Origin of the sequence: Porphyrobacter sp. ULC335 (assembly GCF_025917005.1) — a bacterium.
Lineage (GTDB): Bacteria > Pseudomonadota > Alphaproteobacteria > Sphingomonadales > Sphingomonadaceae > Erythrobacter.
The window spans coordinates 1,729,648-1,745,081 of the sequence record NZ_CP078091.1; the positions used below are offsets into that span (position 1 = coordinate 1,729,648).

The window sequence follows — 15,434 nt, forward strand, 5'->3', positions numbered from 1 at the left end:
GCGGGTATCGGCAGGGCCGTTAGATCACGCATGATGGTGTCGCGCTTTTCCTTGTCCTGTGTGCTCGCGTTGAGCGCCGTGCTGCTTCCTGCGGGGGCGGCGAGGGCGCAAGACGTGGTTGCGCAGCCTGTCGTGCAGGCGCTCCCTTCGCCCGAAGTCCAGCGCCTGAACCGCGCTCTGGTTTCGCTGGCAAAGGCTCCGCGTGATCGCGACACGCTGATCGAGGCGGGGCAGGCGGCGCTCGGGGTTGAAGATCTGGAAGCGGCGATCGGCTTTTTCGGACGCGCGGCGGAGGTTGATCCGGGCCACCCCGGCGTCGCCATGGGCCTCGGCTCGGTCTATCTGCGCGCGGGCCGCGCGGGCGAAGCGCTGCTGCAATTCGATCGCGCGCTGGCAGGCGGGGCCGACGAGTGGGCGGTGCAGACCGACCGGGCGTTGACGCTCGATCTGGTCGGAGAGGGAGGCGCGGCACAGACGGCTTACCTGCGCGCGCTCCAGCTTGATCCAGCCAATGACGAGGCGCGCCGCCGCCTCGCGGTAAGCTATGCCATCGCCGGTAACAGCGCCCGGTTTGAAGAGACGCTGCGCCCGCTGCTCGACAAGCGCGACATGGCCGCGCACCGCGCACGCGCCTTCGGCCTTGCGATCCTTGGCGAGAGCGATCGTGCCACCGCGATTGTCGAACAGGTCATGCCGCGCGACCTCGCCACCCGGCTGGTGCCTTATCTCGGCTATATGCCGCGCCTGACCAAGCCGCAGCAGGCGGCGGCGGCCAATCTCGGGATTTTCCCGCGCGCGGCGGATATCGGGCGGGATGATCCGCGCCTCGCCCGCTTTGCTGCCGAGGAGCGTGCGGACAGCCGCCTCGCGCCAGCAGGTCCGCCGCTGGGTGCGCGTCCTGCACCTGCGCCCACGCCGGCCCCCAAAACGACGGTTTATGCCGAGCCGCTGCCGGCCTCGACCATCGGTTCCGCCCCAGCGCAGGCTCGGGTGGCGACGGTCATGCCGGTTGCGGTGAGCACTGCGCCCGCCTCGTCGGCACCGGCTCCTTCGCAGCCCCAACTGCGCGTGGCCGATGCCTTCGCCGATCTTGGCGCGCCGCTGCCTGATGCGCGGGTCAGCGGGGATGCTGTCGACCTGTCGCGAATCACCGTCAAGCGCGAGGCTCCGCCGCCGCCGGTGGTCGCCAAGCCCGCCGAAAAGCCCAAGCCCAAGGAGCCGCCCAAGCCGGTCCACCCCAGCCGCGTCTGGGTGCAGGTGGCAACCGGCAGGAAGATCGATGCGCTCGCCTTCGACTGGAAGCGCATTGCCAAGGAAGGGGGCAAGTCGCTCTCCGCCCTGAAGCCGCACACCGCGCGCTGGGGGCAGACCAACCGGCTGGTTGTGGGCCCCGTCGCCAGCCGCGACAAGGCCGAGGCGCTGGTCCGCGATTTGAAGAAGCAGGGCCTCGACGTGTTCCTGTGGTTGAGCGACGAAGGTGAGGCAGTTCAACCGCTTAAGTGATGCAAGTCGCCCGTCCACGGGTTTCTTTGCACAGGCTTTGCACAGGTCTATCCGGTTCTCCCCAGCCACTCCATCTTGTGTGATTGCCAAGCGGCCCGCTTCGCGTCCATCCCTGCTCGCGATGCTACGCAAACCCCTTCAGCCTGCGAAAGCCCGGCCATGAGAGCGCAAGAAATGGACTATTCCGCCGAGGACGAAGCCGCCCCCGTCGATATGCTCGCCAGCCTGTTCGCGGCGCGCGGATGGCCGTGCGACATGGTTTCCGACGACGAAATGACCGGCGAAGTGCAGGGCAGCTGGGCCAATTACCAGCTCCGCGCGATCTGGCGGGCGGAAGACGGCGTGCTGCAATTCCTGTGCCTGCCCGACATCCGCGTCACCGAAGACAAGCGCGCCGCCGCCTATGAGCTGCTGTGCCTCGTCAACGAACAGATGTGGCTCGGCCATTTCGATATCTGGTCGAACGGCGATGTGCTGCTGTACCGCCACGGCGCGCTTCTGGGCGATCACGGACGGCTGAGCATCGACATGGCGCAGGCGCTGGTCGAGAGCGCGATTGACGAATGCGACCGCTTCTACCCCGCCTTCCAGTTCGTGCTGTGGGGCGACAAGAGCCCGCGCGCGGCGCTGGACGCGGCGATGGTCGACGCGGCGGGCGAGGCCTGAGCGCCCGCGCCGCGCCATGACCAGCCACCTCCTCATCATCGGTTGCGGCAATATGGGCGGCGCGATGCTGGCCGGATGGCTGGCCGCGGGGGAGAGCCCTTCGCGCTTTTCCGTCCTTGATCCCGCTCTGCCCGAAGCGCCTGAAGGTGTGGCGCTCTATCGCAGTGCGGATGATGCCGCAGCGGCAGGGCATGATGCGGTGCTGCTCGGTTTCAAGCCGCAGCAATTGGGCGCGCTTGGCCCGGGTTTGCAGGGCCTTACGGGCGCGGGTGTCACGGTGTGCTCGTTGCTCGCCGGGATCACGCTGGCGCAGCTTGGCGCGGCCTTCCCGCAGGCTGGCGCGCATGTGCGGGTGATGCCCAATCTGGCCGCGCGCATCAACAAATCGCCGGTGATCCTGGCCGAGGCCGGACTGGACGCGAGCGGGCGCGATGCCGTGTTCGCATTGTTCGACGCGCTTGGCAGCGCGGTGTGGCTGGACGACGAGGCGCAGTTCGATCTCGTCACTGCTCTCGCCGGTTCGGGGCCGGGCTTTGTCTATCGCTTTATCGATGCGCTGGCGGGCGCGGCGGTCGATCTCGGGCTGGACGAGGCGACCGCATCCAGCCTCGCGCTCGCCACGGTCGAGGGCGCGGCTGCGCTGGCGGCGGCATCCGATGTCGGTCCCGCCACGCTCGCCGACCGCGTTGCCAGCCCCGGCGGCATGACCCGCGAAGGGCTCAACGTGCTCGATGCCGATGCGGCCTTGCGCCGCTTGCTGGCCGCAACTTTGCGTGCCACGCGGGACAAAGGCGCTTCGCTTTCCAAGGCAGGTTAAGATTAACAGGCGTTAAGCTGAACGGATTGCGCGCTTTGCAATCCGGTTTCGCTTGAAATGCCGTAACGAAAGCCCGATATTGCATCCATTGAGAGCGTGGGCATTTCCGCGCTCCGACAAGGAAAGGCTAAGGGTTTCGCAATGGCTGACTGGAATGACTCTTCGCGCAACGCGCAGCGGTTTGGCTCCGTGCCCCGCGCCGGAGGCGATGTTGCCGGCCGCGTGAACTTTGACGAGGGCCTGCGTTCGCACATGCTCTCGATCTACAATTACATGACCTCGGGCATCCTGCTGACCGGGATCGTCGCGCTGCTCGCCTATAACACCGGCGTTGCAGAAACGATCTTCACCGGCGGTATCCTGCGCTGGATCGTTGCGCTTTCGCCGATGGCCATCGTCTTCGCGATGAGCCTTGGCGCCAACCGCTTCAGCACGGGTACGCTCCAGTTGATGTTCTGGGGCTTTGCGACGCTGATGGGCCTGTCGCTGTCCTCGGTGTTCCTCGTGTACACCGGCGGTTCGATCGCCACCACGTTCTTCGCCACCTCGGCGGCCTTTGCCGGTCTGTCGCTGTACGGCTACACCACCAAGAAGAGCCTGTCCGGCATGGGCAGCTTCCTGATCATGGGCGTCATCGGCCTGATCGTGGCGATGGTCATCAACCTGTTCCTGCAGTCGCCTGCGTTCCACTACGCGATCAGCTTCATCGGCGTTCTGATCTTCGCCGGCCTGACCGCCTATGATACGCAGCGCCTGAAGAACGAGTACGAGTACCTGCGCGGCTCCGAGTTCGCCGGCAAGGCTGTCGTGCTGGGCGCGCTGACGCTGTATCTGGACTTCATCAACATGTTCCAGTTCCTGCTCAGCTTCCTCGGCAACCGCGAGTAAGCATTCACACTTAACCTGCGCGGCAGCAGCGTAAGCACTTCGCCGCAATGGTGTTGAAATCTCGGATGCCCGGAACCTTTCCCTAGGTTCCGGGCATTTGCTTTGTTAGCGGGCGCAGCTATCGCAGCGCTTCAGGCTGGAGCAAGCCGGGGGCGCGCATCCTTGCCCCGAAGCGGCAATCACAGACCGCAGCAGGAGAGAGTACCCCCCATGAGTGCGGCCCCGCAGACGCCTTCCGACCCGATCCGTACCACCACACGCACCCCCTTCGGGCTCGCCATCACCACGCTGGCAGTGGGCGGAGCCATGCTGGCCGCTTGCGCCACACCGCCGCCGCCGCCCCCTCCGCCTCCCCCGCCGCCCACTCCGCCGGTCGTCGTGCAAGAGGCCGTTCCCTATCGTCCGCTGCCCCCGGGCGGCGCGCATTACGTGATGAACCTGCCCAGCCGCGGCCCCGACGGGCGCCGCATCACGGTCAATTCCAATCTGTCGAACGACCAGCTGGTCTGGAACCTGCGTTCGGCATGGAACGTCGCGGCGCTCAATTGCCTGGCGCCCGAGTATCAGCCGATCCTCGATGGCTATCGCGCCTTCCTGACCACCAACGTGAAGACGCTCAAGGCGGTCAATGACCGGATCGAGAAGACCTACACCAGCCGTTTCCGGGTAAAGCGCGATGCGATTGTGGCGCGTGATGCCTACACCACGCAGGTCTACAACTTCTTCGCCGAACCTGCCGCGCGCGCCGGGTTCTGCCGCGCAGCGCTCGACATGGCGAACAACGCGGCTGTCGCGCCGCCGAGCGATCCGCTCGTCTTCGCGCGCGCCAGCTTTGACGGACTGCTGCTGCCGTTCGAACAGTTCTTCGACGAATACGAGGCCTACCAGCGCGCTTCGTCGGAGTGGGACGCGCAATGGGGCACACTCTACGGCGCCTCGCAGCCCGGCTGGGTGGCGGTGCAACAGGCGCGGGCCGGGACGATGACCGATCCGGCCGCGGGCTTGGTGCAGACCGTGATCGACCCGGTGACCGGCCTTCCGGTGCCGGTGATTCCGGTCAATGAAGGCGTCACCTCGCAGCCGGTGGTCCAGCCCATCGGCCCGCGGATTGGCGGCGCATCGGGCCAGTAGAGCGGGTCCGGCAGAGGGCAAATCTTGCGTTGCAAGGCCATTTGCTTCCCGCTAAATCGCGCTCGCTTGCCAAGGCCCCTACAGGGCGCGGTGGGCGCGAAAACCTGGAACGGGGCCGTAGCTCAGATGGGAGAGCGCGTCGTTCGCAATGACGAGGTCAGGGGTTCGATCCCCCTCGGCTCCACCAGTTTCGGGTGACACGTGCCTGTCCGGGGGACAGGCGCGGCCCCGAAACTCCCAAGCGCAAGCGCGGGAGGAACTGGGCACCGGGTTCTTTTTTTCGCCCTCAGACGCCGGGCGCGGGCCGTCCGGCCCGCTTGGCTTTCCTCGCATAAGCTCGGGCGCGCGGTCGCGCCTGCGGCCCTTTGGGCCGAGGAACAACCTGCCATCTGTCACTGTAACGGCGCGCAGCGCCGCAAGGCCGACCGGCCGCCCGCAGCGACGCGCCCGAAGGGCGTGAGAGCGAGGATTGCGCTCGCGGAGGCGAGCGCCTAACAACAAAAGGCGTTTCGGTAACGGGAATGCGGTTTGATTCCGCAGCTGTCCCTGCAACTGTAAGCGGTGAGTATGCGGTGCGCGCCCTGAAAAGGGCAGCCACTGGAGCGGCGACGCTCTGGGAAGGTGAGCACCGGATGCGTTGATCCGTGAGCCAGGAGACCGACCGGGGCGTGTCGCTCTTTGCTTGGCTCAGGGATTGGCCAAGCGCGGAAACTGACTTTCGTTGTGAGCGACATCGCTAGGCTGTGGGGGAGGCTCCCTCGCGGCCACCATGTTGCTGATGACGGGAGGAATCCGTGAGAAATTTGAAATTGTTGTGCAGCGTCGCTGGGGCGGCGCTGGTTTGGGCTGTGCCGGTTTTGGGGCAGGACGCCGATACTGGCGGCGAACAGATCATTTTTGCCGATACGCGTCTGCCCGAACCCATTCTGGTATCCGCCAGCCGTGACGGATCGTTATCGCGCGAGGATTTCACCGGCTCAGCGCTGGTGATCACCGCCGAACAGCTCGAAAACCGCCAGACCCGTGACATCGCCGACATCCTGCGCGATGTGCCGGGCGTCGCCGTCGCTGGCATCGCAGGGCAGACCCAGATCCGCCTGCGCGGGTCGGAAGCCAATCATGTGCTGGTGCTGGTCGACGGGATCGAGGTTTCCGATCCCTTCGCGGGCGAATTCGACATCGGCACGCTTCAGGCCGAACCCGGCGCGCGGGTGGAAGTGCTGCGGGGGCCGCAATCGGCGCTCTACGGTCCGGACGCGATCGGCGGCGTGGTCGCTTATGAAAGCGCGAGCGGTCGCAGCCGACCGGGCTTTGCCGCGCGGATCGAAGGTGGCACCGACAACACCATCAACGGCGCGCTGCGTTACGGCGCGAGCGGTGACAGCTGGGTCGCGGCGCTCTCTGCCGTCGTCGTCAGCACCGATGGCCAGCCCAATGCGCGGGGCGGCTCGCGCGACATTGGCCGCGACAGCTACACGCTGGCGGGCAAGGGCAGCGTCGAGCTGACCGAGACTCTCGCCCTGCGCGCCGCCGCCCGCTTCATCCGCACCGAGGGCCAGACCAACGACAGCAATTTCGACCGCACTAGCCCCACCTTCGGCTTCATCATCGACAGCCCCGGCGTGACGTTCACCAACGAGGCGGTTTACGCCCTTGTTGGTGCGCGGGCCGAGGTGCTGGACGGGCGCTGGACGCATGATCTGTCCGCTCAGGTCGCCGAGGTGGACCGGCAAACGGATAGCCCCTTCGGCCTCACCTCGGCCAGCGAAGGCGACCGCGTCAAAGCGTCTTACGTCACCGCGTTCAAGCTGGCGGATGAACACAACCTCACCTTTGCAGCCGATTGGGAGCGTGAAAGCTTCCGCAATGCGCTGGCGGCAAGCGGCGGGTTCACCGGCAGGCGTGCGATCGAGCAGACCGGCTTCGTGGGCGAATATCGCTACAGCGGAGATGCCTTCGACCTCTCCGCCGCAATCCGCCACGACATCAACGACCGCTTCCGCGATGCGACCACCTTCCGCGTGGGCGCAGGGTATCGCATCACCGACACCACCCGCCTGCGCGCGGCGGCGGGATCGGGCGTCAAAAACCCCGGCTTCTTCGAACTGTTCGGTTTCGTCGATGGCCGCTTCATCGGCAATGAGGCGCTGCGGCCGGAAAAATCCACCGGTTGGGAAGTGGGCTTCGATCAGGACATCGGTGATGCCGCCCGCGTCGCGGTGACCTATTTCGACAGCGAGCTGGAAGGCGAGATCTTCACGACCTTCCCGGCCCCCACCTTCATCGCCACGCCGGCCAACCGCACTACGGTGAGCCAGCAGCGGGGTGTCGAAGTGTCGGTGGGCGCCCGCCTCGCCGAGCAGTGGAGCCTCGATGCGGCCTATTCCTACCTTGATGCCGAGGAGAACGGGATCGAGGAAGTGCGCCGCCCCGAACATATCGCCAGCGCGGCGCTGACATGGACCGCACCGGGCGATGCTGCCTCGGCCACGCTGGTGGTGCGCCATAATGGCGCGACGCCCGATGTGGCCTTCACTGATCCCAGCTTCCGTCCGGTGCGGGTGCAGCTTGACGATTACACCCTCGTCAACCTCAACGCGCGCGTGAAGCTGACCGACAGCGTCAGCGGCTTCGCCCGCGTCGAGAACCTGCTGGACGAGCGGTACGAGCAGGTGTTCAGCTTCGTCTCACCGGGGCGGTCTGCGGTGATCGGCGTGGAGGCGCGTTTTTGAGTTCCGCACGCCATCCGGCGTGCGAAATCCTCGCTCACGCGACCTGACGGTCGCATCGCTGCGGGCGGCCAGTCGGCCTTGCGGACCTTTGGTCCGGAGGTGCGGTCGCCCAAAGCCCTCGCATTTGCAGCAAGAAATGCGTAGGGGGCTCCCATGCATTTTCTCGACCAAGCCAAGATCTATGTGAAGTCCGGCGGGGGTGGCCCCGGGGCCGTCTCGTTCCGGCGTGAGATGTACGTCGAATACGGCGGCCCTGACGGTGGCAATGGGGGGAACGGCGGCGACATCGTGTTCGAAGCCGTCGCTGGCCTCAACACCCTGATCGACTTCCGCTATTCGCAGCACTTCAAGGCGCCGCGCGGACAGCACGGCATGGGCAAGGACCGCACCGGTGCCTCGGCCAAGCCGCTGGTCATCAAGGTGCCGGTCGGCACGCAGATCCTTTCCGAAGACAAGGAAGAGGTGCTCGCCGACTTCACGCAGGTCGGCCAGCGCGTCACCTTCCTTGAAGGCGGGTTGGGCGGGCGCGGCAACGCCAGCTACAAAACCTCGACCAACCGCGCCCCGCGCCAGCATCAGGACGGGATTCCCGGTCAGGAAGCGTGGGTGTGGCTGCGGCTCAAGCTGCTCGCGGATGTGGGCCTTGTTGGCCTGCCCAATGCGGGCAAATCGACCTTCATCAACGCGGTCAGCAATGCGCAGGCCAAGGTGGGCGATTATGCCTTCACCACGCTGGTGCCGAAGCTGGGCGTGGTGCGCCACAAGGGCCGCGAATTCGTGCTCGCCGACATTCCGGGCCTGATCGAGGGCGCGGCGGAAGGCGCCGGGATCGGTGACCGCTTCCTCGGCCATATCGAACGCTGCCGGGTGCTGATCCACCTCATCGACATCACCGGAACCGAGGATGCCGACCCCGCCGAAGCCATGCGCATCGTCGAGGAAGAGCTGGCGGCCTACGGCGCGGGCCTTGAGGACAAGGCGCGGCTGGTGGTGCTCAACAAGCTCGATCTGGCGGATGCCGAACTGGTCGAGGTGTTCAGCAAGGAATTGCTGGAAGCAGGCGCGGACGAAGTCTTCGCGGTTTCGGGTGTGACAGGCGCGGGCATTCCCGAACTGCTCGACGCGGTGCTCGGCTACTTGCCGGACCGTACCTCGACCGAGACCAAGACGGTCGAGGTCGAGCATGAGGAAGACGCCAGCGATTGGTCGCCCCTGTAGCCGACGATGCTGACACGCCTGGCTGACATCACCACCGCGCGGCGGATTGTGGTCAAGATCGGCTCGGCGCTGCTGGTCGGCGGCGGGGAGGCGCGGGTCGCGTGGCTTTCCAGTCTGGCGCAGGATCTCGCTGCCATACGCCGCGAAGGGCCGCAGGTGATCGTGGTGAGTTCCGGCGCGATTGCGCTGGGCGCGGCGCGGCTGGGGTTGGCGAAAGGCGGGCGCGGGAGCCTTGCCGATGCACAGGCGGCGGCGGCGGTCGGCCAGATTGCGCTCGCCGATCTGTGGTCGCGGGCGCTCGGCGCCGAAGGCATCACGGCGGCGCAGATGCTGCTGACACTCGGCGATCTCGAGGACCGGCGGCGCTATCTCAACGCCTCGGCCACGCTTGACCGTCTGCTGGAGGCGGGCGTTATTCCTGTCATCAACGAGAACGATTCCGTTGCGACCGAGGAAATCCGCTTCGGCGACAATGATCGCCTCGCCGCGCGGGTGGCGCAGGCGGCGAACGCCGATCTGGTGTTGCTACTTTCGGACGTCGACGGGCTGTATGACCGCGACCCGCGCGAAGATGGCGCGGCGCTGATCCCGGTGGTTGACGCCGTGACGCCAGAGGTGATGGCGATGGCGAGCGGGGCTTCGTCCTCGGGCCTCGGCTCGGGCGGGATGATTTCCAAGCTGCAAGCCGCACAGATTGCGACCCGCGCGGGGATTGCGCTCGGGATTCTCAATGGCACTTGGGAGTCGCCCATCGCCAACGCTGTCGAACAGGATCGCGGCACGCTGTTCCTCCCTGTCCGCGCCGACTCGGCTCGCAAGGCGTGGCTTGGCGGACGGTTGGCCCCGGCTGGCGAATTGCGCGTCGACAAGGGTTGTGCGGAAGCCTTGAAGGGCGGGGCGAGCCTGCTGGCCGCGGGCGTGGTCGGCGTCTCCGGCCAGTTCCGGCGCGGCGATCTGGTCAGTGTGCTGAGCATCCGCGGCGAGCGGTTGGCGCAGGGCCTCGCCGAATATGACGTGGCCGAAATGCAGCTGATCGCGGGCAAACGCGCCGAGGATCAGGCCGAACGCCTCGGCTATGCACCACGCTCATGCGTGATCCACCGCGACCATCTGGTGCTGCTGTGAGCCTGATCGCCATAACCGGCGCGACCGGCTTTGTCGGCAGCGCGGTGCTGAATGCGGCGCGCTCGCAAGGCCATCAGGTGAGGGCGCTCGCCCGGCGCGATCAGCCTGCGCGCGGCGGCGTGGAGTGGGTTCGCGGCGACCTTGCCGACACCGCTGCGCTGGCGGCGCTGGTGCAAGGTGCGGAAGCGGTGATCCACGTTGCGGGCCTCACCAACACGCCCGACCCGGCGGAGTTTGAGGTGGCGAACGTCACCGGCACCGCCAATGTCATCGCCGCGATGAAGGAAGCCGGCGTAAAGCGGCTGGTGTTCGTCTCCTCGCTGTCGGCGCGGATGCCCGGATTGTCGGTCTATGGCGCGTCCAAAGCCAAGGCCGAGACGCTGGTCGAGGCGTCCGGGCTCGACTGGACGACGGTGCGGCCGCCCGCAGTCTACGGCCCGCGCGATATCGACATGCTCGACCTGTTCCGCAGTGCCAAGTGGGGCGTGGTGCCGCTGCCGCCGGGCGGAGCGACCTCGATCATCCACGCTGACGATCTGGCGGACTTGCTGGTCGCACTTGCCGGCAGCAACGCCGCGCCGACGAAGAAGAAAATCTACGAGCCCGATGACGGCCGCGAGGGCGGGTGGAGCCACAAGGAGCTTGCACAAGCCATCGGGCAAGCGATGGGCAAGCGTTCTGTTTTCGCGCCGCACCTGCCGCGCGCCGTGCTCGACGCCGCCGCCGCTGCCGACCGCATCGCGCGCGGCGACCGCGCAAAGCTGACCGCCGACCGCGTGGGCTATATGTGCCACCCCAACTGGGTCGCCCGCTTCGACCGCAAACCCCCGCCGGGGATATGGCAGCCGAGGATCGCGGGCGAGGAAGGGCTCAAGGCCACGGCCGAGTGGTATCGGCGTGAGGGGTGGGTTTAAGGCGAAAGCCTCAGAGGAACGGTTCCTCGCCCGGTTTGTGGATGCCGCATTCGGTCTTGTCCCAGCCCTTCCAGCGGCCCGAGCGCGGGTCTTCGCCCGGCGCGACCTGACTGGTGCAGGGCGAGCAGCCGATCGAGGGGTAGCCTTGCGCGATCAGCGGGTGGCGCGGCAGGTCGTGCTGGATGAAGTAGCCCTCGATCTGGCCTGCGTCCCAATCGATCAGCGGGTTGATCTTGAGCCGCCCCTGCGCGTCCGAAGTATCCACCTCGAAGCGAGGGAGATTGGCGCGGGTCGCGGCTTGAAAGGATTTGCGGCCGGTGAAGCTGGCGTCATAGCGGGCCATCGCCTTTTCCAGCGGTCGGACCTTGCGGATTTCGCAGCAGCCATCCGGGTCGTAGGACCAGCGCAGGCCGGTTTCGTCGCGCTTCGCCAGCTCCTGGGCATCCGGGGTCAAGATCACCAGATTGAGGCCGAGGCGCTCCACCAGCAGATCGCGATAGGCCAGCGTCTCGGGAAAATGCTTGCCGGTGTCGAGGAACAGCACCGGCACGCTCGGGTCAACACTCGCGACCAGATGCAGCAGCACCGCGCTTTCCGCACCGAAGCTGGAGACCACCGCCAGATCGCCCGCCAATCCGTCACGGATCACGCTCGTCAGCATTTCCTGTGTTGTGCTGCCGCGGAACAGCCGGTTCAGCCGCACCGCATCATGCTCGGTGAAGCGCGGCGCGAGGTCGAGGGCGTCGCGGGTGCGCGCCTCGGCGGGGAGGGACAGTTCAGGCTTCATGGCGCTTGTCCGCAATCGTGGCTCGGCGGTCTGCCGCGCGCTGGTAGACATTCTCCCACGTCGCGAAAGCGCGCGCGGCGTCTTCTTCGTCGAGGCGCTTGTCGGGGGCGAAGCTGTCGAAACCGCAGCGGCGCATATGGCTGAGCTGGTCAATCAACACCGCGCCCACCGCGCGCAATTCGCCCACATAACCCGCCTCGCGCAGGATACGGGCGGCAGAATAGCCGCGCCCGTCGCCGAAGCTGGGGAAGTTGACCTCGACCAGCGCCAGCCGGTCAAGGAAGGGCAGCAGCACCCGCGCATCATCGCCCGGCTCGATCCGGACGGCGGTGGCGTTGGTCTGGTCGCAGCAGGAATCGACCGTGACGGCGGCGTGATCGACCGGCTCGTCATCGCGGAAGCGGAACTGCACCTCGTCGGGCGAAGTGCCGAGATCGCGGGCATTACCCATAAAGCGCCTCCTTGAACGGCTCCATGCCGATGCGGCGGTAGGTGTCGAGGAAGCGCTCGCCATCGGCGCGGGTCGCGAGGTACACGTCGGTGACCTTCTCGACCGCGGCGATCACGCCGTCCTCGTCGAAGCCGGGGCCGGTGATCTTGGCGAGGCTGACATCCTCGGCCTCCGATCCGCCGAGCGAGAGCTGGTAGTTCTCGGTGCCCTTTTTATCGACACCAAGGATGCCGATGTGGCCCGCGTGGTGGTGGCCGCAGGCGTTGATGCAGCCGGAGATTTTCAGCTTCAACTCGCCCACCACTTCGGTGCGGCCGGTTTCGGCAAAGCGTTCCGAAATGCGCTGGGCCAGAGGGATCGAACGCGCATTGGCGAGGCTGCAATAGTCCAGGCCCGGGCAGGCGATGATGTCCTCGATGGTGTCCATGTTGGCAGCGCCGAGGCCCGCTTCGTCGAGCGCGGTCCACACCGCGTGCAGATCAGCGATCCGCACATGGGGCAGCAGCAGGTTCTGCGTGTGCATGACGCGCAGTTCGTCGAAGCTGTATTGCTTGGCCAGCCGCGCCATGACGCGCATCTGCTCGGAGGTCGCATCGCCGGGGATGCCGCCTGCGGGCTTCAGACTGATGACCGCCGAGACATAACCCGGTGCCTTGTGAGCATGGGTATTGCGGCGGACCCATTGGCCGAACGCGCTACCCTGACCTCCGTTCGCCTCGAGCGTAGTCGAGAGGCTGGGTGTCTCGACTTCGCTCGACACGAACGGGGGGTCGGAGAAGTATTCGGCGATCCGCGCCAATTCTTCGCGAGGCGGTTCCACGCCGACCGAAAGCAGGTGGGCGAATTCCTCCTCGACCTGGCGGGTATATTCCGCCGCGCCAAGCTCGTGGACGAGGATCTTGATCCGCGCCTTGTACTTGTTGTCGCGCCGGCCGTAGCGGTTGTAGACCCGCAAGGCGGCCTCGGCATAGGTGATCATCTGGTCGATCGGCACGAAATCGCGGATTAGCGGCGCGATCATCGGGGTGCGGCCCATCCCGCCGCCCGCGTAGATTTCCGCGCCGATCTCGCCGTTCCGGCTGACGATCCGCACGCCGATGTCGTGCAGCCGCATCGCCGCGCGGTCTTTCTCGGACGCGATGACCGCGATCTTGAACTTGCGCGGCAGGTAGGTGAACTCCGGGTGGAAGCTCGACCACTGGCGCATCAGCTCGGCATAGGGGCGGGGGTCCACCACCTCGTCGGCGGCGGCTCCGGCGAAGTGATCGGCACTAATGTTGCGGATGCAGTTCCCGCTGGTCTGGATCGCGTGCATCTCGACCGTCGCCAGATCGGCGAGCGCATCGGCGCAGTCTTCCAGCTTGATCCAGTTGTACTGGATGTTCTGGCGGGTGGTGAAGTGCCCGTAGCCGCGATCATACTTGTCCGCGATGTCGGCGAGCATCTCCATCTGGCGCGCGTCGAGCGTGCCATAGGGGATCGCGACGCGCAGCATATAGGCATGGAGTTGCAGGTAGAGCCCGTTCATCAGCCGCAGCGGCTTGAACTGGTCTTCGGTCAGCTTGCCTTCCAGACGGCGGCGGGCCTGATCGCGGAATTCCTCCACGCGGGCATCGACCATCGCCTGATCGTAGGAATCGTAACGGTACATCAGCGGGTTCCAGTCAGAACAGGGAGGCGTTCGGTGCCGAGGATGGTGCCAAGCTCGCGCAGGGTCTTGCCTTCGACCGGCACCACCTTGTGCGCGGCGCGGATGGCGGCGAAGGCGGCCTGCGTGGCGGGATCATCGTAACCGGCGGGGGTGGGGTAGCCGACCTCGACCAGCAAGTCCCAGTCGCCGTCGGCGGAGGGGTTGGCGATCAGGCGGTAGGAGGTGAACAGGCCTTGCTCCACCGCCTTGGCGTCCATCGCGAACCAGTTGAGGAAGATGAACGAGGTAAGGTTGGCACGCTCGCCGGGGAGTGCCTTGAGGCGCGTCCATTCGATCACCATGGTGGCGCGGCTTTCGGCGGGCGCGGGCGTGGCGGACGCGGCAATCGGCGCGGCGGCGAAGGCAAAGGCCGAGGCGAGGTTGAGGGATGAAGCGCGCATCAGATCACCCAGTCCCAGCCGGTCTTGTTCGCGGTCGGCACACCGAGGTCGCGGCGCACGGTGGGGCCGAGTGCGCGCACGCGGTCCTTGATGTGCGCGGGGCGCACGTGTCCGGCGGCGTCGATGGTGGCTTCGATGGCATAGGGCACATTGACGCGGCGCGCGGCTTCCTCGCGCGCGAGGATTTCCTCGGCCTCTTCGCCGACGTCTACGGCATCATCGACGAACAGCGACCAGCCGGTGCCGTTCCACCAAGTCACCGCGCCGCTGCGCAGGTCGTTGCCGGTGAGGATCTTCATTCTGCACTCTCCTGTGCGAGCGCCGCCACGACAGCGTCCTCGCGCGCGGTCACTTCGCCGATCACGATCAGCGCGGGGCTTTTCACAGCCTCGGCCTCGACCAGATCGGGCAAGCCCGCGAGCAACCCGCGCAGCACGCGCATTTCGGGGCGCGCGGCGTTCTCGATCACGGCGACGGGCATCGAGGGGGCGAGGCCGTCGGCCATCAGCTTCTCGGCGATGGCGGCGGCGGTCGATACGCCCATGTAGATCACCAGCGTGCGGCCCTTGCCCGCGAGGCCCGACCAGTCCTGTTCGGCGAGGCCCTTGCACTGGCCCGCAACGAAGCTGACGATGCTGGAGGCGTCGCGGTGGGTCAGCGCGATGCCCGAGGCCGCCGCCGCGCCGTTCGCCGCCGAAATGCCGGGGACGACTTCGACCGGAACGCCAGCCGCGCGCGCGGTTTCGGCTTCCTCGCCGCCGCGCCCGAAGATGAAGGGATCGCCGCCCTTGAGGCGCACCACGTCATGTCCGGCCAGCGCCTCGCGCACCAGCAGGGCGTTGATCTCCTCCTGCGGCATGGTGTGGCGCGCGCGCTGCTTGGCGACCGAGATCAGCCGTGCATCGGGGCGGGCAAGGCCGAGGATGTCGGGGCCGATCAGCCCGTCATGGACGATCACCCGCGCCGCTTCGATCAGGCGGGCGGCACGCAAGGTCAGGAGGTCCACCGGACCCGGCCCCGCGCCGACGAGATAGATGGTGCCAGTCTGCTTCATGCCAGCGCAAATGGGCCAGCGCGCGCAGCGGTGCCAGCGAGAATGGTTTGGCGGCGG

The 15,434-nt window shown here is 66.8% G+C and carries 15 protein-coding genes, 1 tRNA gene and 1 riboswitch; of the genes, 10 read left to right on the forward strand and 6 right to left on the reverse strand.

Annotated elements, in window-relative coordinates:
* Positions 1–114: 114 nt before the first annotated feature.
* From KVF90_RS08205 to KVF90_RS08250, 10 genes are all read left to right on the forward strand, one after another.
* Entirely contained in the window at positions 115–1,503 is a 1,389-nt protein-coding gene (locus KVF90_RS08205; RefSeq protein WP_264394358.1) for an SPOR domain-containing protein, read from the forward strand.
* Between the two features lie 159 nt (positions 1,504–1,662).
* Positions 1,663–2,169 (forward strand): YbjN domain-containing protein, encoded by a 507-nt coding sequence (locus KVF90_RS08210; RefSeq protein ID WP_264394359.1) that lies wholly within the window; start codon positions 1,663–1,665, stop codon positions 2,167–2,169.
* A 16-nt stretch (positions 2,170–2,185) separates the two neighbouring features.
* Complete coding sequence (locus KVF90_RS08215) at positions 2,186–2,986, forward strand: pyrroline-5-carboxylate reductase family protein (RefSeq protein ID WP_264394360.1); 801 nt, start codon at positions 2,186–2,188, stop codon at positions 2,984–2,986.
* 141 nt (positions 2,987–3,127) lie between these two features.
* Positions 3,128–3,874: a Bax inhibitor-1/YccA family protein gene (locus KVF90_RS08220; RefSeq protein ID WP_264394361.1), complete on the forward strand. Its 747-nt coding sequence runs from the start codon at positions 3,128–3,130 to the stop codon at positions 3,872–3,874.
* A 210-nt stretch (positions 3,875–4,084) separates the two neighbouring features.
* On the forward strand, positions 4,085–5,005 hold the full coding sequence (locus KVF90_RS08225; RefSeq protein WP_264394362.1) for a hypothetical protein: 921 nt from the start codon (positions 4,085–4,087) through the stop codon (positions 5,003–5,005).
* A 111-nt stretch (positions 5,006–5,116) separates the two neighbouring features.
* Positions 5,117–5,192 (forward strand) — tRNA-Ala (locus KVF90_RS08230).
* Between the two features lie 306 nt (positions 5,193–5,498).
* Positions 5,499–5,686: riboswitch (cobalamin riboswitch) on the forward strand.
* Positions 5,687–5,799: 113 nt separating this feature from the next.
* Positions 5,800–7,737, forward strand: a complete 1,938-nt coding sequence (locus tag KVF90_RS08235) for a TonB-dependent receptor plug domain-containing protein (RefSeq protein ID WP_264394363.1) — start codon at positions 5,800–5,802, stop codon at positions 7,735–7,737.
* Positions 7,738–7,890: 153 nt separating this feature from the next.
* Positions 7,891–8,955, forward strand: coding sequence for an Obg family GTPase CgtA (gene cgtA / locus KVF90_RS08240; protein ID WP_264394364.1), 1,065 nt, complete (start codon positions 7,891–7,893; stop codon positions 8,953–8,955).
* A 6-nt stretch (positions 8,956–8,961) separates the two neighbouring features.
* On the forward strand, positions 8,962–10,080 hold the full coding sequence (gene proB / locus KVF90_RS08245; protein ID WP_264394365.1) for a glutamate 5-kinase: 1,119 nt from the start codon (positions 8,962–8,964) through the stop codon (positions 10,078–10,080).
* Positions 10,044–10,994, forward strand: coding sequence for an NAD-dependent epimerase/dehydratase family protein (locus tag KVF90_RS08250; RefSeq protein ID WP_264394366.1), 951 nt, complete (start codon positions 10,044–10,046; stop codon positions 10,992–10,994). Before proB ends, KVF90_RS08250 begins: the two co-directional genes overlap by 37 nt.
* A 10-nt stretch (positions 10,995–11,004) precedes the next feature.
* Here KVF90_RS08250 and KVF90_RS08255 read toward each other — a convergent pair whose 3' ends face one another.
* Genes KVF90_RS08255 through cobA form a run of 6 tightly spaced genes read right to left on the reverse strand, consistent with a single transcriptional unit; the run spans position 11,005 to position 15,377 of the window.
* Entirely contained in the window at positions 11,005–11,781 is a 777-nt protein-coding gene (locus tag KVF90_RS08255; RefSeq protein WP_264394367.1) for a phosphoadenylyl-sulfate reductase, read from the reverse strand.
* Positions 11,771–12,232: a DUF934 domain-containing protein gene (locus KVF90_RS08260; RefSeq protein ID WP_264394368.1), complete on the reverse strand. Its 462-nt coding sequence runs from the start codon at positions 12,230–12,232 to the stop codon at positions 11,771–11,773. Before KVF90_RS08260 ends, KVF90_RS08255 begins: the two co-directional genes overlap by 11 nt.
* Positions 12,225–13,883 (reverse strand): nitrite/sulfite reductase, encoded by a 1,659-nt coding sequence (locus tag KVF90_RS08265; RefSeq protein ID WP_264394369.1) that lies wholly within the window; start codon positions 13,881–13,883, stop codon positions 12,225–12,227. The genes KVF90_RS08260 and KVF90_RS08265 overlap by 8 nt, the downstream gene beginning before the upstream one ends.
* The gene (locus KVF90_RS08270; protein ID WP_264394370.1) at positions 13,883–14,323 is read right to left on the reverse strand and encodes a hypothetical protein; all 441 of its coding nucleotides are present in this window, start codon (positions 14,321–14,323) and stop codon (positions 13,883–13,885) included. The genes KVF90_RS08265 and KVF90_RS08270 overlap by 1 nt, the downstream gene beginning before the upstream one ends.
* A complete protein-coding gene (locus tag KVF90_RS08275; protein WP_264394371.1) occupies positions 14,323–14,622 on the reverse strand; it encodes a DUF2849 domain-containing protein in 300 nt (99 codons plus the stop codon). Before KVF90_RS08275 ends, KVF90_RS08270 begins: the two co-directional genes overlap by 1 nt.
* Positions 14,619–15,377: a uroporphyrinogen-III C-methyltransferase gene (gene cobA / locus KVF90_RS08280; RefSeq protein ID WP_264394372.1), complete on the reverse strand. Its 759-nt coding sequence runs from the start codon at positions 15,375–15,377 to the stop codon at positions 14,619–14,621. Before cobA ends, KVF90_RS08275 begins: the two co-directional genes overlap by 4 nt.
* Positions 15,378–15,434: the final 57 nt, after the last annotated feature.

What these genes read in the sequence shown, in the direction of transcription:
- KVF90_RS08260 (WP_264394368.1), bottom strand. Translation starts at nt 12,232, where the DNA reads ATGGGTAATGCCCGCGATCTCGGCACTTCGCCCGACGAGGTGCAGTTC.
- proB (WP_264394365.1), top strand. Translation starts at nt 8,962, where the DNA reads ATGCTGACACGCCTGGCTGACATCACCACCGCGCGGCGGATTGTGGTC.
- KVF90_RS08270 (WP_264394370.1), bottom strand. Translation starts at nt 14,323, where the DNA reads ATGCGCGCTTCATCCCTCAACCTCGCCTCGGCCTTTGCCTTCGCCGCC.
- cgtA (WP_264394364.1), top strand. Translation starts at nt 7,891, where the DNA reads ATGCATTTTCTCGACCAAGCCAAGATCTATGTGAAGTCCGGCGGGGGT.
- KVF90_RS08265 (WP_264394369.1), bottom strand. Translation starts at nt 13,883, where the DNA reads ATGTACCGTTACGATTCCTACGATCAGGCGATGGTCGATGCCCGCGTG.
- KVF90_RS08215 (WP_264394360.1), top strand. Translation starts at nt 2,186, where the DNA reads ATGACCAGCCACCTCCTCATCATCGGTTGCGGCAATATGGGCGGCGCG.
- KVF90_RS08250 (WP_264394366.1), top strand. Translation starts at nt 10,044, where the DNA reads ATGCGTGATCCACCGCGACCATCTGGTGCTGCTGTGAGCCTGATCGCC.
- KVF90_RS08255 (WP_264394367.1), bottom strand. Translation starts at nt 11,781, where the DNA reads ATGAAGCCTGAACTGTCCCTCCCCGCCGAGGCGCGCACCCGCGACGCC.
- KVF90_RS08220 (WP_264394361.1), top strand. Translation starts at nt 3,128, where the DNA reads ATGGCTGACTGGAATGACTCTTCGCGCAACGCGCAGCGGTTTGGCTCC.
- KVF90_RS08210 (WP_264394359.1), top strand. Translation starts at nt 1,663, where the DNA reads ATGAGAGCGCAAGAAATGGACTATTCCGCCGAGGACGAAGCCGCCCCC.
- cobA (WP_264394372.1), bottom strand. Translation starts at nt 15,377, where the DNA reads ATGAAGCAGACTGGCACCATCTATCTCGTCGGCGCGGGGCCGGGTCCG.
- KVF90_RS08225 (WP_264394362.1), top strand. Translation starts at nt 4,085, where the DNA reads ATGAGTGCGGCCCCGCAGACGCCTTCCGACCCGATCCGTACCACCACA.
- KVF90_RS08275 (WP_264394371.1), bottom strand. Translation starts at nt 14,622, where the DNA reads ATGAAGATCCTCACCGGCAACGACCTGCGCAGCGGCGCGGTGACTTGG.